Raw genomic sequence first — 25815 nt, 5'->3', positions numbered from 1 at the left:
TACCTTATTAGCAGCCAGCTTTTATAAAGCAACAAACTGGCCCAAATCGTCTTTTTTGGCCTTTTGAGCAACCTTTAACGCGACGGCGGCATCGAAGCTTGCCGCGCCAACCGACTTAAACAGCGTGATACCTTTATTGGCATTTAGGTCAATTGTGACTTTTTCATTGATCAAATCACTTAGCGTTCCCGTCAGCTTATCCCACGTCCAAGTACTATCAGCGTCTTCATGAGCTTGGATCAGATCACCCGCTTCATGCAAGCCGCCCTCGGCGTCATCGATAATGACAGACGTGCTGGCTTCTATCACCGAATTGCTCACTTCCTTCATCGATGCTTGATAGGCGCCAACGGCATTGATATGAGCGTCGGCTTTTATCTGCGCCGCTTCGAACAAGCCTGACGTCGCACGCGTTGCCAAATTGATAATATCGGCGTCTAGAATCGCCGCTTCGATATCGTCGCACACCGTAAAATCAACGTCCCATTGTGGATAGTCTTTTTTAAATTTCTCCTGAAATTTATGCGCGGTCTGCTCGGTTCGGTTCCAAAGGTTCACCTGCTTGATATTTGGACGTACGGTAAGAATGGCATTGAGCTGCTCATACGCCATACCGCCCGTGCCGACCACTGCTGCCACTCGACTATCGGGGTTGGCCAAATATTTAGTTGCGATACCAGACAGCGCTGCGGTGCGTACTTGGGTGATATAGACCCCATCCAAAAAGGCCAACATCTCTCCTGTGTCATTGTCGGAGACCGTAACATTGGCCATGGTTGTCGGTTTATCGCGCTTAGGATTGTCTGGGCAGATAGTAACCAGCTTGACGACTGCATATTCATTAGTACCGTCAAATACCACTGCCGGCATGGATAAATGGCTGCCAGAGCTTTTTGTACTGCTTTCCTCAAAAGTCGGAATGACAAGGCGTTCAGGCGTTTTGACCCAAGTCGGATGCTCGCCTTGCACGTTGAGTAACTCCTCAATCGCCTCAATTGCCATCGACATGGTCAGCTGTTTTTTTACCGTATGAATGTCTAAAATTCGCATAATGTTCCTTAAACTGCCCTGTAATTTTATTATTAACAATCCCTAAATGTGACATTAAAAAACCTAACAAGCAACCCGCTATTTATTAAAGCCTTTATCACGGTTTATAATTTTAAAATATTCTTAGCGATAAGCTTAAATGTATGACTTACAACGACGGCCATATTGGCTATGATATTTATAAAAATTTAGTCGAATTTTAACCAAGTAAATAACCACACTATGTAAATAAACATGCTATCTGATAATTTTAAGACACTGACCAGCATGGTATAAAGTCAGTCCCAATTCCGTAAAGCCAGATTTAATGCCTGCAAAAGGGATTTTCGCTTCTTCTAAGGTCTTGAAGGGAATAGGTATACTCTCTCTATTACCAGTCAATATATACTCAGCAAAGCATTTACCCATGAGCGTACCGGTAGTAATACCGCGACCATTATAGGCGGTCGCGGTCAGCAAACCTTCATCGGGCTCCATCACGCGAAAGATATGATCTTGGGTAAAGCCAAAGCTACCGCACCATTCATATTGCCAATTAAAGGCAGGCAGATCTGGATAATAGCTCTTTTGCACCGCATTGGCCCACGCTTGATAAAAGGATTTTGGTTTCATTTGCGTCCCACCAACCGTGCCCAATAATAGGCGATTGTCATTATCACGGCGGAAACTCGATAACGCCAAGCGGGTATCCCATGCCCCTGTTTTATAAGGTAAAATGCGCTCTGCCGCCTCGCCGCTCAGTGGTTCAGAGGCGATTTGATAGTAATAAACCAAATAAAATGTTTTCTTAATTTCTGTCCATTCGCCTTCGCTATAGGCATTGGTAGCGATGATGACGTGCTCAGACTTGACGCGCGCTTTGGCGGTTCTTGCATACCAATGACCGTCCACCTTTTCTAGTGCTTCAACGCCAGAATGCTCGTAAATCGTCACGCCAAGATTGGTGGCAACTTTGGCAAGCCCTCTGACATACGCCAGCGGATTGATGGTACCAGCGCGGTGGTCTAATAAAGCTTTATTAATACTGGTGGTACCGCAGTATTCATGGCATTTGCTGCCAGTCAATACCTCAACATTGGCACCGCGGCGGCGCAGCTGCTCGTATCTGATATCGACATCGATTTCACCTTTGGCATTATGCGCCATGTGAAGGTTGCCCGCTTGGGTGGCTTGGGCGTCGATATCATAGCGTTTGATTAGATCAAACACCAAACTTGGTGCTTGTCCAAGCGCTTGGGTCAAACGCTCACCGGCCACTTCACCCAGACTGATATTCAAGTCATCAGGGCGCGCCCACGTTCCGGCGTTGACTAGCCCAACGCTTTTTCCTGAGCCGCCACTACCGATGGTTTGGCTTTCAAGCAAGACAACCTTGACGCCTTTTTCAGCCAGATGAATCGCCGCTGACAATCCGGTATATCCGCCGCCAATGATGCACACCGCCGCTTGGGTATCGCTACTCATTTGGCTATAAGCATCAATATTAGGCGCGGTCATGTTCCATAAACACTGCTCTTGCAACATATCATCTTCCTTTATTAGCGCGCTTCATTGACAGAAAAAGCAACGTCGACCTTTTTTACTTCAGGCTCTTCGCGCGGTATAAATTTATCGAGGAACGCCCATAACAGTCCAAATAAAGGCGATAACCAACACGCAAAAGCAAAAGGTGCATAAGTCAATGTTGCTATCCCAAGTGTTGCTGCCACAAAGCTACCGCCCATATTCCACGGGATAAGTGGAGACAAAAGCGTACCAGTGTCTTCGATAGAGCGCGTCAAGGTTGTGCGCTTATAGCCCATGTTTTTATATTTGTCTTGTAATAAACGTCCTGGCAATACCAACGTCGTATACACATCACCGATTAACGTCCCAACTCCAAGAACACTGGCGTAGGTGGTAAGAATTAAACCGATACGCGACTTCACCGCTTTATCTATTTTGGCCATAATGGCTTTGAGCGTACCGTAGTGCTCAAGTGAACCGATAAAAGCAAGGGCAAAAATGGTCAAGGTAATGACCCATGTCATCGACATGACGCCGCCCTTTGACAACAATTGATCTACCACTTCAAAACCCGTCTCACTGACAAAGCCATTTTGTAAAACATTAAAAACATCACTCACGCCCACGCCTTGCATAAAGACGGCAATCACTGAGCCTACCAGCACCCCGCTTAATACGGTCGGTATCGCTGGCATTTTCATCACAGCGGCGACAATAACCACTAACGCTGGCAATAAGGTGATGATACTTAAATTGTAATTGGCCGCTAAGTTATCCTGCAATGCACGAATAGAAGACAAATCGATGCTATCGTCACCATAACCCATACCAATCCAAGCATAGAGCGCCAACGCCGTAATCATGGCGGGCACGGTCGTCGGCAGCATACCTTTGATATGATCCCAAAGGTCTACACCCGCCGCGGCTGGGGTTAAGTTAGTGGTATCTGATAGCGGTGACATTTTGTCGCCAAAAAAAGCACCGGAGACGATAGCCCCACCTGTTAGATGCGCGGGAAGACCCAGTCCCATGCCAATTCCCATCATCGCAAGACCTACCGTACCAACCGTGCCCCACGAGGTACCCGTAGCGACAGAAATAATGGCGCAAATAAGACAGACGGAAAATAAAAACGAGGAAGGCGAGAAAATACTAAAGCCGTAGTACAGAATGGTCGGCACGGTTCCGGCGATAATCCATGAGCCGATGAGCATACCGACGCCCATCAGGATAATCATCGCTGGCAAGCCGATTTTAATAACCTTTAAAAACCGCTCTTCCATACCTTGCCAACTACGGCCACGCAGTTTCATAAACAAACCGGTGATTAAAATACCGCAGGCTAAGGGTATGTGAGGGGTGAAATCTTTGAAGACGAAAAACTGTATCATCAGAATGATGGCAGTCAATACAAGCGGCGCGATATCAAGTAAAAAGCTAGACGATGGATCATAACCGTCAATATCGGGTTTATACGTTTTATCATCGATCATAATAGTTCTACCTTCCTTAGTAGTCGTCGATGGGAGTGGCAACCAATCCTTGATTGCTTATCATTTTTAGCCTGCCAAGCTTCTATAAAGTACGCTTGGCAGTTTATTTATAAATACATCAAATTAGCAAAAGTCTGTACTCACCTTTTTATTAACCAAAGCTAATGCCTTGGGCAAGTGGCAACTCTTTTGAGTAATTGATGGTATTGGTCTGACGGCGCATATAGAATTTCCACGCATCAGAGCCAGATTCACGGCCACCGCCAGTTTCTTTTTCACCGCCAAACGCGCCGCCAATCTCAGCGCCACTGGTACCGATATTAACGTTGGCAATACCGCAATCACTACCACGGTCACTGAGGAAAGTCTCCGCCTCACGCAAATCATTGGTAAAGACGCATGATGATAGGCCTTGCGGGACATCGTTTTGCATCTCAATGGCTTCGTCAAAGTCTTGGTAGGTCATGACATACAGAATCGGCGCAAATGTCTCACTTCTGGCGACATCGTTTTGCTCGTCAAACTCGACAATGGCAGGCGTTACGTAATAGGCGTTAGGATATTTGTCTGTAAGGACGCGCTCGCCGCCCGTGACCGTGCCGCCCGCTTCTCGCGCCTTTTCCAACGCTGCTTGCATATTATTAAAGCTGTCTTCATCGATCAGTGGCCCGACCAGATTGCCCTCTAGTGGATGACCGATACTAACGGTTTCATAAGCGGACTTGATGCGCGGTAAGATGTCGTCTTTGATAGATTCATGCACAAATAGACGGCGCAATGTCGTACAACGCTGCCCCGCTGTACCAACTGCGGAGAATAAAATGCCGCGTAACGCTAAGTCTAAATCAGCACTTGGTGCCAAAATCATGGCGTTGTTGCCGCCAAGCTCAAGCAAGCATTTACCAAAACGGTTGGCAACTTTTGGCCCGACTTCTCGGCCCATACGCGTACTGCCGGTGGCGCTCACCAAAGCCACATCTTTATGCTCAACCAAGGCGTTACCGACATCGGTTTTACCGAGTAAGATTTGCGATAAATGGTCCGGCGCATCGCCGAATTTGGCCAAGGCTTTTTCAAACAGTGCTTGACAGGCCAAAGCAACGAGCGGGGTTTTTTCTGATGGTTTCCAAATCACCGGATTACCGCAGACGATAGCCAGTGCGGTATTCCAAGACCAAACCGCAACGGGAAAGTTAAAGGCTGAGATGACACCAATCACACCGAGCGGATGCCATGTCTCACGCATGTGATGGCCTGGACGCTCTGACGCAATCGTCAAACCATAAAGTTGACGAGACACCCCGACGGCAAAGTCACAAATATCAATCATTTCTTGCACTTCGCCTAGGCCTTCTTCTTTGATCTTGCCCGCTTCAAATGACACCAGCATACCCAAGTCTTCTTTATGCTCGCGCAGCACTTCACCGAGCAGGCGCACCAGCTCGCCACGTCTTGGCGCAGGCACCACGCGCCATTCTTTAAAAGCTTTTTTAGCATTGGCAATCTTGGTGTTGACCTCATCAACGCTGTCCAAGGTTATGCTGCCAATCACCGAGCCATCAATCGGGCTATTGACGTCAAAATCACCATTTTGATATTGTGCTTCTTTGACGCCCATCGCGGCCATATACTGCTTGATCATAGTCCATCCCTTTTATTAATTTATACTTCCTTGAAGACTTATTAACTTAACTTGCACCCAGCTAAGTTGCAAAATAATTAATTTCGTACTGCCATTCCTTTTTGGAATGCTCATTAATAGTTCCAATTATCTATCACTGTTTTAGATAACACCATTTAAGGCTTTACTATTTAGATTCGCCAAACAGGCTTTGAGACTTTGCGCTTGCAGCGTTTGATAAAGTTCAAGCTCATCGTACACCTGAGCGCCCAAAGCATTCTCAAACGCTTCTTTATTAGTATGAACTTCACCCTTACTTTGTTTGCCGCCGTTTTCATTGCCGTTTTCATTGCCGTTTTCATTGCCGTTTGCACTGTCGTTTGTGCTGTCGTCATGCAGATTGGACTGAAAAATCCCCGCCGCACTGACGGGTAAAAAATCCTCATAAACGACAGGTTCTAGGCGAATCATTTCTTGCTCAAGTAAATCAGTAAGCACTTGCTTTGATATAGAATCATTTATACTTTCTACTTCTAAAGAATCTAGTGTCTGTTCAATGTCAGCAACGACTATATCTGCATCGCTACCAACTGCTTGATAGTAAAAATACGCCAAACCTTCATCATGCAGCGTTTGATAATCATCAGGGAACGCTGCAAATGCACTTTCTAAAACCTGATAATACTCCGAAGCGTTATCGGCATTTGGCGTCACAGCTAACTGGCGGCGAGCTTGGCTAAGCAATTGGTCATACAGCGCTCTGCCTTTGGGTGTTAAAGCCACGCCGCGCTGCTCAATCTCACCAAAGCGCGCAGTATGATGCCCCGTTTCATAGCCGCCGTTAGGATTTTTAAAGCTAACCGCTTCTTCTAACGCTTTAAAACTCGTCTGACGCAATAAAATAGGACATCTCCGTCTCGGTGGCCCTTCTATAATGGCTTTTGGTGGTATGCCTTTTGCTCGCATACCGGCTTGTACCGCATCGATATCTAAGGTTCGAGGCGTCAAATGATTGATATGCGGGCCCTTAAAACCGACGACGTCGGCGATAAGACCGTGTTGGCTTAATAGTTGCTGATAAAGCCCTTTAGACACGGGTGTTTTGTCATGCCAGCGAAAGGTTTCTAATGCTTCTTTGATAAATTGCTTAGCGTCTTCCGCCGTCAACCCGCCCTGCTCCTCAAAGCGCTTAATTAAATTAATAACGTTATCTGTAAAGATAGTGCGCTTATCCAAAGCAGCTATCGCTTCTTGTTTTAATGCTTCATCATCAATCAAATCAAGGCGCAATAGAGAAGTAAAAACGCGAAAGGGACTTTTATTTAAAGACTGCGTGTCAATCGCTCGAAACGCCGTAGAGTGCACAGGCACGCCAGCGGGTGCCAAATCATAGTAGCCAACAGGGTACATGCCCATGACCGCAAACAGCCTACGCATCATGCTCAGCTCAGCGGCGGTGCCCAATCTAATGGCCCCATGACGCTCCATATTTAGCCTATCAATCTCTCCGGTGTGCTCAAGTTGCTGCCTAATTTCAGGCTGCTTATTTAATACTTCAGTATTTACTTCGCTCACCAAATCAATGAGGTCACCATATAACGGCACTTCTTTTTGGTACATCTCTGACATGGCGAGAGAAAAATCGTGGCGAATATCATCGCTATTGATAAAGGTATTTTTCACAAGTATGTATCCTTTTAAATTAAAATATCTTTTTTCGGTAAAAATAGTCGTATCAGAAACTTTTAAAAATTCCCAGAAGCTCACAGCAACTACCGCTTTGGCACTTCATTAGGAATGCTACTTAGCACGCCTTTTAAAATGTCAAGTCCCGCCGTTAGGGTTTCAGGCTCAATCGTGAGTGGCGGCAATAAGCGAATAATATGTCGATGCTTACCACTTGGCATCAACAGCAAGCCCTGCTCGCGCGCTTGTTTTAAGACATGCGCCATCACACTTGGATGCGTGCCATAAGTTGGATGACGCAGCTCGATACCGCGCATCGCGCCAACTCCTGTAAGCCCATATAGCCATGCAGAGAGGTTTTGCTGCTGCCATTCATTGACGGTATTTTCAATGGTGTTGGCATAATGCTTAGCTGATTGCCAGACCTCATCGTCCTGCATGATACCCAAAGTAGCATTTGCCGCCGCACACGCCACTGGATTACCTGAATAGGTTCCGCCCAAGCTCCCTTTTGGCAGACCATTCATCACGCCAGCTTTGCCGACTACCGCTCCAAGTGGTAAGCCGCCGGCGATACTTTTACCGAGCAATAGCAGGTCAGGCTCAACCCCTAAATGCGTAAAGGCAAAAGGCGTACCTGTGCGACCATACCCCGACTGAATCTCATCCATGATGAGTAAGATGCCATGCTCATCACAAAAGCTGCGTAGATATTGGGCAAACGCCGCGGACAGCAGCTGAAACCCACCCTCACCTTGCACAGGTTCTACAATAATGGCGCCGATATTAGCCACATCAGTCTCCACCGCAAATAGACGCTCTAAAGCCGCGATCGCTTGCTGATCGCTGATATCGTTATCAGGACTAGGAAAAGGAATATGGTAGATGCCACCGGACAACGGCCCTAGCCCGCGCTTATAAGGGGCAACCTTACCATTTAAATTAACCGCCGCCAGTGTACGCCCATGAAAACCACCATCAAAGGCAATCACACCAGTGCGCCCAGTCTTCATGCGAGTGATTTTTATGGCATTTTCGGTGGCCTCTGCGCCGCAGTTGGTGAGCATGCCTGCAAGCTCACCTTTAATAGGAATCCATTCACACAGTCTTGGCATAAAGGTTTGGTATGGCAAGTGAGCCGCGGCGTTATAAGCATAATGAATCAGCGACTGCGCTTGAGTGATAATCGCGCTGACGATATGAGGATGGCAATGACCAAGGTTTAAGACCCCAATACCGCCGACAAAATCAATATAGCAACGGTCTTTATCGTCCCAAACGTTGGCATTTTTACCTTTGGTTAATGTCAGCGGATGCACCATCGTAAAGGCATCGGTGACGTTGTATAGCTGCTCCATGGTGGTCTCTTATCTTCCTTGATGAGAGAGTCATTTGAGCAAACTGCTCCACTATCAGCAAACGAATAATAGTTGTGACGCCATTCCTTTTTGTCATTGCCATGCTTATTATTACCATATTTAACTTTAACAAAAAAACCGGCTCAAGGCCGGTGCGTTGCTATCTTTTCAAACGGTACTTTTCAAACTTTGCTTTTACTAACTGTACTTTTTAACCTTGTTAATACCTAAAGGGTTAAACGGTTCATAGTTAAGACTTTCGTAGTTAAAAAGTTCCAATCTGTTTTACATTACAAGATGAAATCCAAGTCTGGCGTAGGCTCCTTTGACTTAGCAAGATAAGCTGAAATCCACTCTACAATGACCTTTATTTTATGCGAGTTGCCCATGGCTAAAGGGTAAGACATATAATAAGCACCCCTGCCTTTTGAGGCATAACGCCATGCTGTCACCAGAGCGCCTGATTGCAGCTCTGGCGCAACCAAACGCAGTGGCACCAGTGCGATACCATAGCCAAGTAATGCCGCCGCAATAGTCGTATGAAAGGTATCAAAGCGCGGGCCGACAAAGGTACCATCGATACGAATATCCTGCAGCCTAAAATATTCATACCAAGCGCTAGGACGTGAGCTAAGTTGTAATAACGTGCAATTATCTATATTGCCTATATCACCCATGCATACGGCTTTGTCTGTTAAATAATCCGGATGACAGACGGCCACATTGTACTCATCAAACAGCTTAATCGACTCCATCGCGCTCCAAATCCCATCGCCATATAAAAATGCCACATCAACGTTTTGATCTTCAGAAAAAAACGGCCCAGCCAGCTCTTTAATCGTTAAATTAATCAGTGGATTCGCTGTACCAAAGCCGTTTAATGCAGGCATCAGCCAGCGCGAGCAAAAAGTTGGATGCGAGACGATTTTCAGCACTTCTGAATTATCACTGTTTGACATCAGACTAGTAGTCGCCGCCTCAATATGTTTGAGGATTTCGAGCACTTCTAAGTAGTAAGTCTTACCAGCGGGCGTTAAAGAGATGCGATGCGGTGTGCGATAAAACAGCGACAGGTTCAGCATTTCTTCAAGCTGCGCGACTTGTTTACTGATAGCGCTTTGCGTCATGTGCATCTCTTGCGCCGCGTTGGTAAAGCTTAAATGCCGCGCCGCCGTCTCAAAACATTGCAGCGCTGTGGTCGAAGGATACCTTCTAAAAGCAAGTGGGGTTTTGATATCGGTTTTCATAACGTATTGGTTCTTTTAGATACTTATAAATTATTTTAAAGAGTATATGATACACAGATTGACAAACCTTTACCTTTATTCACCTGATTTTTTTAAGCTTCTTTATTATATTTAGGCATACTGTCATTTGAATTGTCAGGTATTTTAATTATCAGAGATTTAGGAATAAACCTCTAAACTGGCTAAATCTTATTGTAAGCTGGCAATGAAAAACAATAACAAGGATATAAAAATGAAAATCTCATTAGCGTCTAACATGCTTCAAAACAAACTTTGGATAGCCTTATTAGCCAGTGTCATTGGGCTTAGCGCCTGCAGCAACGAAAGAGAAGATGCAACGGATGTTAGTACAGAGCCTGACACTGCTGACATGACCACGACCAATGACAATGTACAGTCTACTGATACGCAAGCTGACGAAATGGCGCCTGTAGCCACTACGACAGACAACGAGACCTCGACCCCCACGGCAACTACTTCTACAGATACTACCACCACCTCTACTGACGCGACCGAGAATGATGGAGATCAAACCTATTATTCTGGCGTAGATAGTGCAGAAGATGAAGAAAAAGGCGTTGATACTGTGGTTGTTAATGAAAACAATCCAAATCTCGATCAAACACCGGCAGAGGGCGTGCAATAAATTTGGGCTTGGCAAACCGCATCGCTATACGCAATAAATAAACCGCACAGCAACAGAGACATAAAATAAGCGAGACCATCATGGTTCTCGCTTATTTTATGTCTAATATCTTTTATCCAATCATATTAAATAGCTTAATTATCAATCTTTGCGCCTATGCTTTGGCTTAAAGGGTTTGGAGAATTGCAAAATAATAAATCCAACGACTGATAGAATAATGGCAATTTCATAGCGCCCATAGGCGACCGAGATACCGATTGCCGCTGTATTCCATAGCCCAGCAGCGGTTGCCGTGCCCTTTGCACCGTCCTCATTTTTAAAGATAGCTCCGCCGCCAATAAAACCCATGCCGGTAATGATGCCGTACATGATACGAGCTTCTGCGTCAGAGCCTTGATAGATATCCATACCTACCAACATAAAAGCACACGAGGCAATCGTCACCAAAGGAAAGGTTCTGAGTCCAGCACCGTTGTCTTCAAGCTCACGATTGAGGGCAATCGGTAGCGACAATATAAAAGCGATACCGAGCTGAAAGGCATGATAGGTTAAAATCTTCAGACTGATATCAAATGCAAACATAGCTATCACCTAAAAGTCCGTTTAAATGGTCATCAATTGTATTTAAAACCCAGTCTCTTCAGACTAAGCTAAAAACCGATTTCCTATCAAATATTTTATACTATATAAAGATATTACAAGAACTAATCCTAAAGCTAAATAACATTTAGTGAAGAAAGGTAAGTTTTAAATAATAGTTACGCAAATTCATCAATCCATAAATTGAATAATTACGAGCAAAGTACTGTAATAGTTTAAGTGAATAGTGGTTGTTTTTATTTTACGAGCTTTAATAAAGAAAAGGAGGCAGGCGTGACCGATAGTTGTGCAAAATTACTCGCTGATAAAGGACTGACGGTGGTCTTTATTGAAAGCGCGACCGCGGGCTACTTAGCGCATCGCTTTTCTGTCAGTCCATATTCTGGCGATGTATTGATGGGTGGCTTGGTGTGTTATGACGTTTCGATAAAAAAGCAGGTATTAAAAGTACCTAGCCAATTAATTGAGGATTGTACGCCTGAGTCGTTAGAGGTGACACGCGAGCTGGTCAGCAAAGCCAAAAAATTGTTTGAGGCCGACTTACATGTTGCCTGTACGGGACTACTAAAGCCCGGCGGCTCTGAAACTGAAGAAAAACCCGTCGGCACGTTTTTTTATTGTATCGGCTATCAAGGCGAGATTTATGATTTTCGCAGCCTGTGCCACGGCGCTCCTGAGCAAAAGCTACGCAGTATAAACAGCCTTATTTGCAAAAGTATTATCGAGGTGGTCACCAGTCATACTGCTTAATTTACAAACTTGGTATTGAGCGCTTTTGCCCATCCTTTTGACTGATGACAGCGATAGCAGACTTCATCTAGCATTGTGATATTCTCGATATAACCGCAATGCATACAGGCATAAGGTTGTCCCTTTTCTAACACTTTTGCCGCCTGAAATTCTTTAGGAAAAATAGGTAGTCCATACTGCGTTTTCTCAGGCTCAAATAATAACACGCTAAAATCACCATCTGTTTCGAGCAACCCTACTTGAACTTGGCCTAAATGACGCACGCCTTTTTGGCGCATTTCTGAAAAGAACTCATCGTGCGACATTTTGCCCTTTTTGACGTCCTCTAAGACCAATAAACCATCCTCGACAATACAAGTCGGCTTACCTTCTAAGATAAGCTCAAAAATTTTGTACCTTGTCGAGCACCAAGTAAAAAACCGATAAAGTAGCAAGACAATACTCATAATAAGCACTGCTTGAATCAGCGGCAAATCTTCTGTAAACATCGGGTCGCCTGCGATAGAGCCCAATGACAAAATAATGGTTAATTCAAAAATAGAGAGTTGGCGGATGCCGCGCTTGCCCGTAAAGCGTAATAATAAAATAATCAGGCAAAACATGATGATGGTACGTATGGCGATTTCTGCCGCAAAAGACCATGTGGTGTCATAAATAAAAATACTGAACCAATCCATGTTATTTTTCCATTATTCTTTTTTATCGTGTTATTTTTTTATCGTGTCATTTCTCTAAGTATGAGTATATTAAAAAAACGACTGCTCCGCTGTATAGCGCGTTTGTTATTGCTGTATAGGCTTGTAAAATTTTTAATTAAAAAAGGCTGCTAACGCTGTGGTAAATATAGCGCTAACAACCTTGTGAATTGACAGTATGACTAATTTGATCTGATTAAGATTTCTTGTCTAACATCACTTAACATTGCTTAACTGGGCTTACGTGCCAACATGGTAGTAAACTGTAATTGCGCGCCGTTATGCATGGTGCCGACGTCTTCATTATATTTAATCAACTCCCAGCCCTGATACATGTCGCGTAATTGCCCTTCGTTTAGAGTAAACGGGAAATTAACCGGACATGGATAGGCTTGAGTGTTCATAGCACAAACAATCAAATTATAACCACCAGCCAGCGTATGCGCCTGCATATCGGCAATGACAGCGTCAACGCGCGCGGGATCAAGGAACATCAGGGTCACCGTACAGCTGATAAAACCATAATCGGCATCAAGGCTGGCACGATTGATATCGTACACTTCGGCTTTGAGGTTTGTAAGTCCTTCTTGTTCAACAATGTCTTGTAGCATATTGATAGCGCTAGGATTGGCATCTATCGCCGTCACATTAAACCCAAGTTGGTTAAGATATAAAGCATTGCGCCCATTTGAGCAGCCCATATCGAGCGCAGCGCACGGCTCAATAATCTGGCACGCTTCTACGACTTCACTATGAGCAGGATTCAAGCCGTAGCGGCTATTGAGATCAACGGTCATGGCAACCTCTTATATGTAATTGAGAGATTTTATCATAGCACTAATGACAATCGATGAAAGCGGCAGGAAAAACCACCACGTCATCTTTTTCTTGCCAGGGCGCAAACTTGGTCATCGCTTGCAAAAAAAGTGGATGGTTGAGCCAGTCTTGTAGCCAGCGCTGCAAATTTGGATAAGGTAAATCGTAAAAAACCTTGCGATTCACATGCGCAAATTGACGGACAAACGGCATGATACCAATATCAGCGATGGTTATACTCTCTCCTAGTAAATAAGGATTTTTGATTAATAACTCCTCTAACATTTGTAAAAAATCTTCACCTCGTTGTCGATACTCTGCTTGGCTCATATCGAGATGGCGGTCGGCGTATTTATAGCGATCGAGCCAATATTTAAACTCATTGTCGTTTTTATCAATCAGCGCATTTGCTTGCGGCAAAGTCTGGGCAGCAAGCAACCCTTGCGCATCTTGCTGTTCAAGCGCCCATGTCATTATCTCTCTACTCTCTTCAATCACTGTGCCATCTAAAAGCTGCAAAACAGGCACCGTGCCTTTTGGGCTAATCGCTAGCATTTGCGGCGGCTTATTTTTTAATGTTATCTCGCGCAGTTCTACCTGTCGCCCCGCAAACAACAACCCAAGACGGGCGCGCATGGCATAAGGACAGCGACGAAAAGAGTACAGACGAGGATAAGAGGAAATCGAAGGAGTCATAGAGAGGTTTCGCAGTTTGGTTAATCTTTATCGTTTTAAGCTTAAAAGTTATTAAGTATAGCTTGGCTTATCATAACAATGACCACACTTGCCTTCAATGGTAGCCTCGAACCTTAAGAGTTTACGCGCGACAAAAAAGCCTCGCTATCATAAAAGGATAGAGAGGCTTATGTTTAAGATAATGTTTAGTTTGACGTTTAACTTATAGGATTGTAAAGATGGTTCTTTGAAATTATAGAATAAATATCGCTTAGGCTATTACACACTTTTAGATTTTGGTAAGTCGTACTCGATTCTCTCGACTTCTTTATCTTGCAGTTCCATAATCAAGCAATAGCCTTTTATAGCGCCATCGTACGGCACGTTAGATCCACGCTCTTGATAATGCGTGCGGATACGCTCTTTAATAATACTTTTACGCGCCATTTCATCCAGTTTGGCAAATCCGCTTGGCAAATCTACCTGAGTCCAAAGTGCAGCGGCCCAACGAGACAGCCAATTGGCGTTGTCATCAAACTTAAAATCAACATTGGCTTGCAGGCGATATCGAGGTTGCGGCGCAGTACCCTGTGCTATTTCATCTTTAATCTGAGCAATATCTTCTGCAAATGGCTCATAAGGCAAATCGAGTACCGAAAATAACTTTGCTAAAAACTCATCGGCGCTAAAATATTTATCCATATAGCTGCCGTCAAGGCCAAGATGCTTATTGGACAGCACATGACGCAGGCGTTCGCAAGCAGGCATGGTATGCTTTAGTGGGTAACCCATGGTTTTGACAATATATTGCGCGCGATATTCTAACGTATCTATTTGCGCGATGACGTATTGTGCGAGAGGATGGCACGGCTGAAAACGGCGGGTAAATTTGGATGGCTGGGCAGATTGGCTCATGATGATGAAGACCTTATATTCCTATAACTCCGACGAAAAAGTATAAAATCAGGCACAAATGAGGATGTCGGAGTACAGGCTCATGCGCTTTACCAGGATTGTTTTATATCGTGCTGGAAGTTGCAAGGTTTGTACGCTGCCACCAATTGCAATCATGATGATTTGCAATAAATGACGAGGACAAAACTGTTAAACCCACGATAGTTTATTCAATGATGATAGCACATCAGCCCATAGAAAATAAATACGCGATCATGACTTCTTTTTAATCAGCAAATATCCTAATCTTCACCATGATACGTCGCCTCATCCATCCAAACGATAGGGTCTTCACACAGATGTACCAAGTGATACCAAATATCACTACTGCGAGCGATACGGTGATGACCGCCGTCAAAATAATCGACTTCCCAGCTATCCGGCAGATTAACCAAAGTTCGCCTAGCGACCGCCACATCCAAGCTTTCATCGTCGACTTCTACCATCACTCGCATCATCTCAGTATTTGAGGTCGGAAACGACAATTTCATATCGGCTACGGCGGGAATACGGTCCGCTAAAACATCACTTGGATAAATACACGGCGCAATTAAGAGCGCCCGCAAGTTATATTTATGGGCAAAATGATTGGCAAACCAAGCGCCAAGCGAATGCCCTGCCAACACCACGCGTGGATACTCTTGCATTTTTTCTTGAATTAAAGCATCGTAAATCTCAAAAATTTCTACAAAATTTTCGCGGTAATTGACCGTTTGACAATATTTCGGCTCGCGCTTGATACACGTGTATTTACTGGTCTCGCAACTTGAATCGAGACCATGGAAAAACAGTAAAAACGTGTCGTTATTTTCGATAGGAAACATCATAGCTTTCTCCTTTTATCATTATTTTTTAGTATTATTTTTAATAATTTTATCTATTGTTTAAACCGCTTTTTGATTGGCAATTTGCGCTTGGTATAAACACAAAATCTCCTCACAAGCCTGCATTGAGAGATTCTTTGCAAAGCCCTTACCAAACCAAAAATCATAAACCGCTTGGATAATGGATTTTACCGCCTCAGCATCTTTTGGTTTTTGCGCTGTTAATTTACGCGCAATATCTTTTGCTTGAATATCGGACTCATTGTAGGGCGCACTCCAGCCTACAAAATAGCGATAGAGCACATCATTAATAGCCAAGATAAATATAGCGTCAGCCACGCCATACTGTTCAATAAATTGCTCTAACATCGAACAGCGCTCGTCATAGAGTAAAGGCTCTATCGGCATCTCATTGCGCTCAGTCACATACTCACTGCTCACTACGTGCGAGGGCTTGCTAAAATCCTCCCACAGCAATGGATAAGATCCGCCAATTCCGCCCTTCTCCACCACATTAAAGCGCCAAATGCCATAATGCGTATCAATGCCTTTGGTATCAATGCCCTTATAAGGCACATCGATAAACCACTGCATCAGCGCATCGCTATCATAAATGACATGCGTACTGCCAATACGCACCGCTTGTTTCGGTAAAACGTCCGTATATAAACAGTCGATATCATCGCTATAAAGTTTTACTTTTTCTACGTTTTCAGCACTGACATCACCGAGCTTAGCCCTTGCCTCACCTATGTTTCGGCACAGCCGAAACGGCGCGACAAAGCTCAAGGTATCATCGGTATTATTGACAAAATATACATCATCTTCATAATTGTTTATCGGAACCGTCTCAAGATAAAACAATGGGCTTTTACGTACGCGCCCTTTCTCATCATTCGCCAGTGCCGTCATTCCAGACAGTTTTGCGCCATGCGACCACTGCATATCGTCTATACGTTTTTGCTCAAATTGATAGGTTAACTTTGTCATCGTCATATCCTTATTATTTTGATTTTGGTTTGTTCGTTGCAGTATTTTTCGTACTTTTTTCTTGCTTTCTTATTTTTTGGGCTTTGTTAAGCGCAATTTTAAGCCAGCCGAGTCTGTTCGCCATTTGCTTAAATGACGTTATTGGCTATAAAATTAGTGAAGTTAATTGGTTTTAGAATGTAAGATTGGGTGTTTTTTATAATTGTTTAGCCGTAGTTTCTCATTATCGTCGCGCTATTTTTTAGCGTTATTACGCTTAAAAAAATAATATTAACAAGCTTTTTTCTGTTCAGTTTTTCTGATTTTTAATCAATATTTTTTTGGGGGTTTAGGTTTGGATTTGTGCAGGCGTGATTGTTTAGGATTAAACGAAAATAACATTATTAAAAATGCTTGCTAAAGACAACTCAGTTAAAAAGTGAAGCGTTGCGCCCCGAGGGTTAACGGTTTGTCCTGTTATTTTTGCCTGACTCAATAACTATAATATAAAAGCTGATGAAAATAAAGCGACTAAAAAACCGTGCGACAACCGCTGTCGCCCAATCACTTATCACTAGGTTTATCACTAAATCTATCATGAAGCTTATTATTTATTGAACGCCAATCTCAACTTATCGTAGGCTTTTGGTTTTTATAGAATTTAAAATTCTAATTGTTTTAACTGAAATTTTAAAAACTAAGCAAACCAATACCTTAGAAAAACAAGTTGAGAGTGGGGTATTTATTGAGCTAATTTGTATAAAAAACCCCATAAGCTGTATGCAACTTATGGGGTTATCTTTTGCCAGATGATTAATCACATCTCTAACGTCTAGCAAACCATAGACTAGCGTTTAATAAATGAATTAACGCTCTAAATGCAGATACTGCATATGACATTCGTACTGGTGCAAGATATCCACCAGCACTTGCTCTTTGGTATAGCCAACCAAATCATACTCTTGCGAGCCATCACTTAAAAACACCTCAGCACGGTAATAAAACTCGGCCTGCTTACTGGAAGTATTAAGGGTAAAGTTTGGTCGCTCAGCTTTGATTAGATTGACTTCATATATAAAGTCATCTTCATCACCATGCCCGACGCGCAGTTTTACCCCATCTATCTGACCGTCATCTTCGTCGGTTGCAGCATCGATATTTTTACCAATACTGGCCAAATTTCGGATATCCAGTGAGGTTTTAAGACCGCCTGCTTTTAGCTCGTTTTCTACCTCAATCATGGCAGGCTTAACGACCGTCTGTAAAAAGCGTTCGACTTGCTTGTGACTGGGGAAGCTGACGATACGCTGCAAGCGCGCTTTCCAGCCTTTACCGCTATCGAGCACGTTTGCCGTGCCAACCGTACTGGCTTTGCGCTTGTTGCCCTCTTCTTTTAGTGATTTCCACATAGCCATCATGTAAAGCAGCAAAATAAGCGAGAACGGCAGACCAGCAATGACGGAAACCGATTGTAGCGAAGTAAAACCACCCGCAAACAATAAACCTAAAGTAATCAAACCTGTGGCTGCTGCCCAAAACAGACGTAACCAAACAGGCGCGTCGGTATCATTGGTCATGCCTTTTGAGCTTAGATTTGCAAGCACTAAAGCGCCTGAGTCAGCAGACGTCACAAAAAATATCAGGCCAATAAATACGCCTGCCAATGAAAAAACATCGCTATAGGGGAAGTATTCAAACAAGGCAAACATACCCATCGCGGCGTCATTGACGGCGATTTCACCGAGCTCAGTTGCGCCATTGGCGACCAAATCTATCGCTGAATTACCAAAGATGGAGAACCACGCAAAAATAAAACCAAGCGGGATAAACATCACGCCAAAGACAAACTCACGCAAAGTGCGACCGCGGCTAATACGCGCGATAAACAAACCGACAAAGGGCGCCCAAGCGACCCACCATGCCCAGAAAAATATCGTCCAACCTGACTTCCAATCAGCGCCAGCGCTGCCATCATAAGCATAGACATCAAAGGTTTTAAAAATAATCGTTTGGAAATATTGCCCAATATTTTGGGTAAAGGTATTGAGCAAATAAACCGTATTACCTAGCACCAATATGGCCAATAGTAGCAATATCGACGACAACATATTAAATTCGGATAAACGGCGCACACCTTTTTCAACGCCGGTCATGGCAGAAATAGCGGCAGCAACAACCACGCCTAAGATAATCAGGCTCTGCACCATTTTGCTCGATTCGATACCGAAAACATGTGTCAAGCCTGCGTTGGCCTGCAATACCCCAATACCTAAGCTGGTGGCGATACCCATCAAGGTACAGACGACGCCAAAGGTATCAATACCATCACCAAGCCAGCCTCTGATTAAGCGCTCACCAAATATCGGTGTCAGCGGTGAACGTAGCGCGAGTGGCATGTTTTTACGATACGCAAAGTACGCCAATGCCATACCAATGAGCGCATAAATACCCCAACCATGAAGACCCCAGTGTAAAAAGGTTTGCGACAGCGCTTCACGCATCGCTTCAGCACTGGCAGGCTCTAAGCCCGTATGCGGCGTGAGATAATGCATCAACGGCTCAGAGGCACCAAAGAATAATAAATCAATCCCGATACCGGCGGAGAATAGCATCGCCGCCCATGCTAAAAAAGGAAACTGAGCTTTTTCGTGATCTTGTCCCAGCTTGATATCGCCGTATTTGGAAAAACCAACAAACAAAGCGAAAATACTATAAGCGGCAACCACCAGCATATAATACCAGCCAAAACTCTCTGATACCCATGCCATACTGGCGCTTAATAATGCCTCACTATAATCTGGCAAGGCAATCGTCCAGATAATTAATAAAATAGAAATAATAGCTGAACCTAAAAAAACCGTCTTATTTAGAGTCAGGGGTTTCGTCGCATCTTCTGATGGCGAGCTGTACATAAAAGACCTCAATCGGTAAATGAAACAGGGTCTGATATTGCTTTGTCCGTCATAGTCTTATGAAACTTAAACTCATAAGGTATTTATCACCGCATGACGCACAAAGCAGTACCAATTAATAAAAACTGAAAGATAAACGATTAGAAAAACAGCGACGCAAATGCTAAGTAAATTTAACCTCAACGGTTTTCATCTCTATAAACATATGCGCTGATAAAAAAGACCTTTACTACGAAAGGCCTTTTGATAGAAATGGACTTATATTATTTATTGTTTATTAGTTCGCGCAGTTGCCTAAATACTCGTTTAGGCATTCATTTAAAAAGGCGTTTAAACGACAGAGTTATAAACGCGCATCGGCTCGGCTCTGAGCGGTGCACCATTGGCGACATAATAATCTGCTGTTGAACGTGGCAACTGCACACCGCGCATCTTATCGACGATTTTTTCAGCAAGCATAATGGTGGTTGCGTTCAAATTACCACTGATGATATTTGGCATAATCGACGCATCGACCACGCGCAAGCCATCGATACCGTGCACTAGCCCTTCACCATTGACTACCGAATCATTACCCTCACCCATCGCACAAGTACATGATGGGTGGTAAGCCGTCTCGCTATGGTTGCGGACATACTCATCCAACTGCGCATCGGTCACCAGATCATCAGTTGGCGCAATGGCGCGGCCGCGATACGGGTCAAGCGCTGGTTGATGCATAATCTCACGAGTGATACGCATCGCCGCGCGAAACTCTTGCCAGTCCTGCTCATGCGACATATAGTTAAATAAAATGCTTGGATGCGCGCTTGGATCTTTTGAAGTTAGCTTGACACGCCCACGACTTGGCGAGCGCAATGAACCCACATGCGCTTGGAAGCTATGCGCTTTCACCGCGCTGCGGCCGTCATAACGCACGGCCAACGGCAAGAAATGATACTGAATATTAGGATGGGTAAACTTCTCATCGGTACGGATAAAACCGCCGCCCTCAAACTGATTTGACGCCCCAAGTCCGGTGCCATTAAACAACCATTCCGCACCAATCGCTGGCTTATTCCACCATTTATTGGCAGGCGCAATTGAGACCGGTAGCTTACATTCATACTGCATATACAGTTCTAAATGGTCTTGTAGATTATTACCAACGCCCGGCAGCTCTAAAATCTCGTTAATACCCAAATCTTTAAGCCATTGACCAGGGCCAATGCCAGAGCGCTGCAACAGTTGCGGCGAGGCAATCGCACCCGATGAAACAATCACTTCGCGAGACGCATAGAATTTTTTGATTTGACCTTGATGCTCAACTTTAACACCGACCGCACGCTTACCATCAAAGAGAATCACATCAGTCAATGCACCCGTTAAAATAGTGATGTTACTGCGCGGTTTGGCACGGTCAAGATAACCACGCGCGGTGGAAGCACGGCGACCATTAGGTGTCACAAAACGATCCATTGGCCCAAAGCCTTCTTGCTGATAGCCGTTTAGATCCTCTGTACGCGGATAGCCAGCTTGCACGCCCGCTTCAATCATCGCTTCAAACAGCGGATTGACGCCTGGTTTTGAAGTAGTCATTTCAACTGGACCACCGACGCCATGATAGTCATTTTCGCCTGCATCGCAGTTTTCTGACTTTTTAAAGTAGGGTAAGCAGTCGAGATACGTCCAGTCCTCTAAGCCTTTGATTTTGGCCCAATCGTCAAAATCGAGCGCATTGCCTCGGATATAGCACATCCCATTAATGAGTGACGAGCCGCCAAGCCCTTTACCGCGACCACAATCCATGACGCGGTTATTCATATAGGGCTCAGGGTCGGTTTTGTAGCCCCAGTTATAAGTGGTGCCTTGTAGCGGCATCGCGAGCGCCGCTGGCATCTGCGTGCGAAAGTCTAAGCGATGGTCTGGACGACCCGCCTCTAATAGCAACACCTTAATGTTGGCATCTTCGGTCAAGCGCGTGGCTAGCACGTTGCCTGCTGAGCCTGCGCCGACGATGATGTAGTCATATTCAGGTGTGGTTGATGTCATAAAACGCTCCATAAAATTAAAAATATCCATCATTTCATAGCAGTAAGGCGGCGCGAAAAGGAAAAATCATTCCTCAAGCCTTAACCTTACTGTTTAAAAATTTTTACCGTACAATTGTTTAAAATACCGATTCAAACTTGCCAAGCTCTACTTGGATAGATTTGGTCTGAGTATAGTGTTCAAGGGCTTCGATGCCGTTTTCGCGGCCAATACCAGAATGCTTATAACCGCCAACTGGCATTTGCGCAGGCGACTCGCCCCACGTATTTAGCCAGCAGATACCCGCCTCTATCTGCCCGATGACGCGATGCGCGCGGGTCAAATCTGCGGTTACCACTCCTGCCGCCAAACCGTACTCGGTATCATTAGCACGGCGAATCACTTCTTCTTCGCTCTCGTACGTCAATATCGACATGACTGGACCAAATATTTCCTCACGAACGATGGTCATATCATCGCTGCAATCGCTAAACACCGTCGGTGCAACGAATGCACCTTTAGCAAGCTCACCTGCCGTGATACGTTCACCGCCAGTCAATAGGCGTGCACCACTAGCTTTACCTTGCTCGATATAGCCAAGCACTCGCTCCATATGCGGGAAGCTAACCAATGGCCCCATATTGATGCTCTCATCCATTGGGTCGCCTAATTTGATACGCTTAACACGCGTCAAAATGGCTTCTTCAAACTTGGCTTGTAAGGTTTTGGGGATAAATACACGCGTGCCATTAGTACAGACCTGACCGGTACTATAAAAGTTCGCCATCATGGCGATATCAGCAGCGGTATCGATATCGGCATCGTCGAAAATGATCAATGGTGATTTACCACCAAGCTCCAAGGTTACGTCTTTAAGCGACGATGATGCGGCGCTTGCCATGACTTTTTTACCTGTTGGCACGCCGCCTGTGAATGAGACTTTGGCGATATCAGGATGCTGGGTTAGCGCTTCGCCAACTTTATAATCCCCTTGCACGACGTTAAAGACGCCGTCTGGTAAGCCTGCTTCGGTGAAGATTTCTGCCAGTTTTAGTGCCGTTAACGGTGTGACTTCTGAGGGTTTAAAAATCATCGCATTACCAGCAGCCAATGCTGGCGCTGCTTTCCACATCGCAATTTGAATCGGATAATTCCACGCACCGATACCTGCTACCACGCCGAGTGGCTCGCGGCGGGTATAAACAAAACTGCTATCACGTAGTGGAATCTGACGACCCTCTAACATTGGTGCAAGACCCGCATAATACTCAACGACATCAGCACCAGTGACGATATCGACATACTTGGTCTCAGAAAGCGCTTTACCCGTGTCTTTGGTTTCGAGCAATGCTAATACATCATTACGCTCGCGCAATATCGCAACTGCGTTTAATAAAATCCGGCCACGCTCAACCGCGGTCATCGCTGCCCACACTTTTTGACCTTGTTGCGCGGCTTTTACCGCCTCATCGATTTGCTCAGTCGTCGTTTGTTGAATGATAGCTAACACTTCACCTGTCGCTGGGTTGATATCTTCGAAAGTTGATAAAGAATCATCGACCGCCAAATAGCGACCATTGATATAAGCGGTCTGTGTTTGTGTTAAGTCGATAATATCTGTTAAGTTATTTATGATTGTCTGAGTAGCTGTCATAAGTTTTCCTTAGGGCGACGGGTTCGCTTTATAAAAAAGCTTTTTTATAAAGTCTTAAAAACAATGTCGTCATGGATTAAAGGTGAAAAATAAAAGTGGTTTGTATGCATTTTTAAGCGTCAAAGTCACGCTGCGTCATAGTTATCAAGCGTGTACGTATTGAGGCTTTGTCCGAGATATCGATACCCGAAAAGTCAGAGAGCCAAATTCCATCAGCAACCAGACGCACCATACATAGCGTTTCGGTATTGTCCGTGGCAGCGTGTTTTTTTAGCTGCTCGTTTGACCATTCAGCCCAGCGTTCGCGCAGCATCCTATCTCCTAGCATCAAGACATATAGCGTGGCTTGGCTATTAAACTCGGCTTGACCTTTTTCGCCCAAACTGATGGTGGCATCGATATAAGCGCGGGTAAACGAGCCGTAGCTGACCGGATCTTTTGCCATCGCTTGATTGACTTCCGCCTCAAACTTAGCCATCGCGTCATAAAACACCTCTAAGATGAGCGCGTCCTTGGTGGCAAAATGATGCATCACCCCGCCTTTGGTCACGCCGACGGCATCGGCTACCGATTGGAAGGTCACTTTAGACAAGCCCTGCTCCAAAGTGATGCGCGCTGCTTCATCAAGCAGCGCCCGCCGTATAAGCTCTGGCTGTTTTTTACGTTTATGAGCGTTTTGAGTTTCCATTTTTATCTCGATATTAGCGCGTCAGTTTAACTAAAAGTAAATTTGGCTTTAAAAGAATGTGTTTTATTAATACAGAAGGAAAAACAGTTTTTGATAAAGAAACCGTACAGTCGGTATTTTACAGAAATAAAGCAGCAATGTGAAGGGCAGATATGAACCGAGGAGTTACAGAACATTATTTTAATAATTTTCTGTATTTTATAGCTGATTATATGTAAAGGGTGTCAAAGCTATTTTTCAGAAAAATAGTTCTGACGCCTTTTTTATAGTGAAGCAGTAGCCTATAAACCATTAAAGTCGCTATTAATAATTGCTAAATCTACGTTTGCGTACTATTTTTCTTCTACTTTAGCGCCAATGACTTTAGACAGGTGACCAGTTTTGAGATAAACCGTAGCACCGTGTATGCCTGCTTTTATTTGCAGTTTTTCACCCACTGGCAAACGTAGCCAACTACCGCGAGTATAGGTTTTAGCGTCATCTGTAAGTTCAGTATCTATCAGCTCACCATCTAGCACCAGTATCTCAGCGCCGCCTTTGATTGCATCGGTAAATATTGTGTCGATAAATACTGTGTCGGTAAATAGGGCTTCATTGGCCTTTAAACGCTGTAAGCTGACCTGTTCGCTGTCATCTGAAAATAAATGACAGACCTCACGATTGTGCTGTGTTTGCCAATTTGCCCCATCGTTCGTATCGATAGCAACATAACGTGTCTCAGTGGCTGGCATTTGCCAAAGTTTGACAAAAATAACTGCGCCCTCTTTACTATACGGCTGATGGCCAGAATTTGGTGGATTGCGTAAGTACCAACCTGCTGGATAATCGATATTATCTGCCGAAAAAGTTCCCGATAAAACCAAAATCTCTTCGCCGCCTGGATGCATATGATGTGGAAAATAGGACTCAGGCGCATAGCGGACGATACTGGTGGCACGGGCTTTTTCTGCGCCGACGCGGTCGAGCATGACACGCTCGACGCCGTTTTGCGGTGATGGCACCCATTGATAGTGTTCGGGTGCCAATGCTGCACGGCGAGTAAAATCTGCATTAATCAGCATAAAATAGTTTCTCGAGTTTAGATTTAATGCTGTAGATTATCCTCTGATTTACAGCGGCTGACAAACAAGACCCTGTTCTTATTATTAAAAAATCGTATTTACGCGGCTCAAAGTAAGTTTGTAGCGGATAAACGCTTAGGGCGTGTTGAACATTCATAATTTGAGCCAGATATAAGCACAAGCAAGAGCGACTGTATTTTCATAACTCTGCTTGAGCTTATCAAATCTGGTGGCAACCGCCCTATACTGTTTTAGTTTGGCGAAAGCATTTTCTACTAGATGCCTCGCTTTATATAAGTCCCAGTCCATATGGTCGTTAGAAGACTGAGTATTTCGTTTTCGAGGGATGTTATCCCGTGTCCCTGCTTGTTCAATATGCGCTCGTAGTGCATCAGAATCATAGCCTTTATCGGCACATAAAACCTCTGTGTTGCTCAAATTAACTTTGTCTACTAAGTCAGGTGCGACTTTAACGTCGTGGGTCGTGCCATCTGACAAGATAAAGGTAATCGGATTGCCATGCGCATCTACTGCCAAGTGAATCTTGGTCGCGCGTCCTGCCACACTTTTACTAATGGATTGTAGGTTCTCATTGCCACC

General features: G+C 44.5%; 22 protein-coding genes. 2 read left to right on the top strand and 20 right to left on the bottom strand.

What is annotated here, in order from left to right:
• Positions 1–21: 21 nt before the first annotated feature.
• The 7 genes from H9653_RS09440 to H9653_RS09410 form a co-directional block, all read right to left on the bottom strand.
• The gene (locus tag H9653_RS09440; RefSeq protein WP_191692113.1) at positions 22–1050 is read right to left on the bottom strand and encodes an ornithine cyclodeaminase family protein; all 1029 of its coding nucleotides are present in this window, start codon (positions 1048–1050) and stop codon (positions 22–24) included.
• A 237-nt stretch (positions 1051–1287) separates the two neighbouring features.
• Positions 1288–2574, bottom strand: a complete 1287-nt coding sequence (amaA, locus tag H9653_RS09435) for an L-pipecolate oxidase (protein ID WP_191692111.1) — start codon at positions 2572–2574, stop codon at positions 1288–1290.
• A 14-nt stretch (positions 2575–2588) separates the two neighbouring features.
• Positions 2589–4049, bottom strand: a complete 1461-nt coding sequence (gene nhaC, locus H9653_RS09430) for a Na+/H+ antiporter NhaC (protein ID WP_191692109.1) — start codon at positions 4047–4049, stop codon at positions 2589–2591.
• Positions 4050–4200: 151 nt separating this feature from the next.
• The gene (amaB, locus tag H9653_RS09425; RefSeq protein WP_191692107.1) at positions 4201–5691 is read right to left on the bottom strand and encodes an L-piperidine-6-carboxylate dehydrogenase; all 1491 of its coding nucleotides are present in this window, start codon (positions 5689–5691) and stop codon (positions 4201–4203) included.
• A 141-nt stretch (positions 5692–5832) separates the two neighbouring features.
• Positions 5833–7353, bottom strand: coding sequence for a 2-oxoadipate dioxygenase/decarboxylase HglS (gene hglS, locus H9653_RS09420; RefSeq protein ID WP_191692105.1), 1521 nt, complete (start codon positions 7351–7353; stop codon positions 5833–5835).
• Positions 7354–7442: 89 nt separating this feature from the next.
• On the bottom strand, positions 7443–8714 hold the full coding sequence (locus H9653_RS09415; protein WP_191692102.1) for a 2-aminoadipate transaminase: 1272 nt from the start codon (positions 8712–8714) through the stop codon (positions 7443–7445).
• A gap of 290 nt (positions 8715–9004) precedes the next feature.
• Positions 9005–9961, bottom strand: coding sequence for a LysR substrate-binding domain-containing protein (locus tag H9653_RS09410; RefSeq protein WP_191692100.1), 957 nt, complete (start codon positions 9959–9961; stop codon positions 9005–9007).
• Positions 9962–10193: 232 nt separating this feature from the next.
• On the opposite strand from H9653_RS09410, the gene H9653_RS09405 reads away from it, so the two are divergent.
• Positions 10194–10607 carry a hypothetical protein gene (locus H9653_RS09405; protein ID WP_191692098.1) on the top strand — a complete coding sequence of 138 codons (414 nt, stop codon included), beginning with the start codon at positions 10194–10196 and terminating at the stop codon, positions 10605–10607.
• Positions 10608–10748: 141 nt separating this feature from the next.
• Here the strand turns inward: H9653_RS09405 and H9653_RS09400 are convergent, their stop codons facing one another.
• A complete protein-coding gene (locus tag H9653_RS09400; protein WP_191692096.1) occupies positions 10749–11189 on the bottom strand; it encodes an MgtC/SapB family protein in 441 nt (146 codons plus the stop codon).
• A 291-nt stretch (positions 11190–11480) separates the two neighbouring features.
• Between H9653_RS09400 and H9653_RS09395 the strand changes: the two genes are divergently transcribed.
• Positions 11481–11957 (top strand): CinA family protein, encoded by a 477-nt coding sequence (locus H9653_RS09395; protein WP_191692094.1) that lies wholly within the window; start codon positions 11481–11483, stop codon positions 11955–11957.
• Here the strand turns inward: H9653_RS09395 and H9653_RS09390 are convergent.
• The 12 genes from H9653_RS09390 to H9653_RS09335 all read right to left on the bottom strand — a co-directional run.
• The gene (locus tag H9653_RS09390; protein ID WP_191692091.1) at positions 11954–12634 is read right to left on the bottom strand and encodes a DUF421 domain-containing protein; all 681 of its coding nucleotides are present in this window, start codon (positions 12632–12634) and stop codon (positions 11954–11956) included. The two genes, H9653_RS09395 and H9653_RS09390, sit on opposite strands and share 4 nt — an antisense overlap.
• 248 nt (positions 12635–12882) lie before the next feature.
• On the bottom strand, positions 12883–13449 hold the full coding sequence (gene tehB / locus H9653_RS09385; RefSeq protein ID WP_191692090.1) for a tellurite resistance methyltransferase TehB: 567 nt from the start codon (positions 13447–13449) through the stop codon (positions 12883–12885).
• A gap of 40 nt (positions 13450–13489) precedes the next feature.
• A complete protein-coding gene (locus H9653_RS09380) occupies positions 13490–14164 on the bottom strand; it encodes a glutathione S-transferase (protein WP_191692088.1) in 675 nt (224 codons plus the stop codon).
• A gap of 258 nt (positions 14165–14422) precedes the next feature.
• Positions 14423–15058 carry a hypothetical protein gene (locus H9653_RS09375; RefSeq protein ID WP_191692086.1) on the bottom strand — a complete coding sequence of 212 codons (636 nt, stop codon included), beginning with the start codon at positions 15056–15058 and terminating at the stop codon, positions 14423–14425.
• A 281-nt stretch (positions 15059–15339) separates the two neighbouring features.
• Positions 15340–15924 carry an alpha/beta hydrolase gene (locus tag H9653_RS09370; RefSeq protein ID WP_191692084.1) on the bottom strand — a complete coding sequence of 195 codons (585 nt, stop codon included), beginning with the start codon at positions 15922–15924 and terminating at the stop codon, positions 15340–15342.
• Between the two features lie 57 nt (positions 15925–15981).
• Positions 15982–16911 carry a hypothetical protein gene (locus H9653_RS09365; protein ID WP_191692082.1) on the bottom strand — a complete coding sequence of 310 codons (930 nt, stop codon included), beginning with the start codon at positions 16909–16911 and terminating at the stop codon, positions 15982–15984.
• An 845-nt stretch (positions 16912–17756) separates the two neighbouring features.
• Positions 17757–19802 (bottom strand): choline BCCT transporter BetT, encoded by a 2046-nt coding sequence (gene betT, locus H9653_RS09360; RefSeq protein ID WP_191692081.1) that lies wholly within the window; start codon positions 19800–19802, stop codon positions 17757–17759.
• Between the two features lie 330 nt (positions 19803–20132).
• Positions 20133–21833, bottom strand: a complete 1701-nt coding sequence (gene betA, locus H9653_RS09355; RefSeq protein WP_191692078.1) for a choline dehydrogenase — start codon at positions 21831–21833, stop codon at positions 20133–20135.
• A 118-nt stretch (positions 21834–21951) separates the two neighbouring features.
• Positions 21952–23466 carry a betaine-aldehyde dehydrogenase gene (gene betB / locus H9653_RS09350; protein WP_191692076.1) on the bottom strand — a complete coding sequence of 505 codons (1515 nt, stop codon included), beginning with the start codon at positions 23464–23466 and terminating at the stop codon, positions 21952–21954.
• Positions 23467–23578: 112 nt separating this feature from the next.
• Positions 23579–24154: a TetR/AcrR family transcriptional regulator gene (locus H9653_RS09345; protein ID WP_191692074.1), complete on the bottom strand. Its 576-nt coding sequence runs from the start codon at positions 24152–24154 to the stop codon at positions 23579–23581.
• Between the two features lie 332 nt (positions 24155–24486).
• On the bottom strand, positions 24487–25215 hold the full coding sequence (locus tag H9653_RS09340; protein ID WP_191692072.1) for a cupin domain-containing protein: 729 nt from the start codon (positions 25213–25215) through the stop codon (positions 24487–24489).
• Positions 25216–25368: 153 nt separating this feature from the next.
• The coding region (locus H9653_RS09335) for an IS5 family transposase (RefSeq protein ID WP_191692070.1) at positions 25369–25815 on the bottom strand (447 nt) is incomplete at its 5' end.

This window comes from Psychrobacter communis, from assembly GCF_014836505.1.
GTDB classification, from domain to species: domain Bacteria; phylum Pseudomonadota; class Gammaproteobacteria; order Pseudomonadales; family Moraxellaceae; genus Psychrobacter; species Psychrobacter faecalis.
Note: the sequence above shows the minus strand (reverse complement) of the source record. Positions and strands in the feature narration are given on the sequence as shown.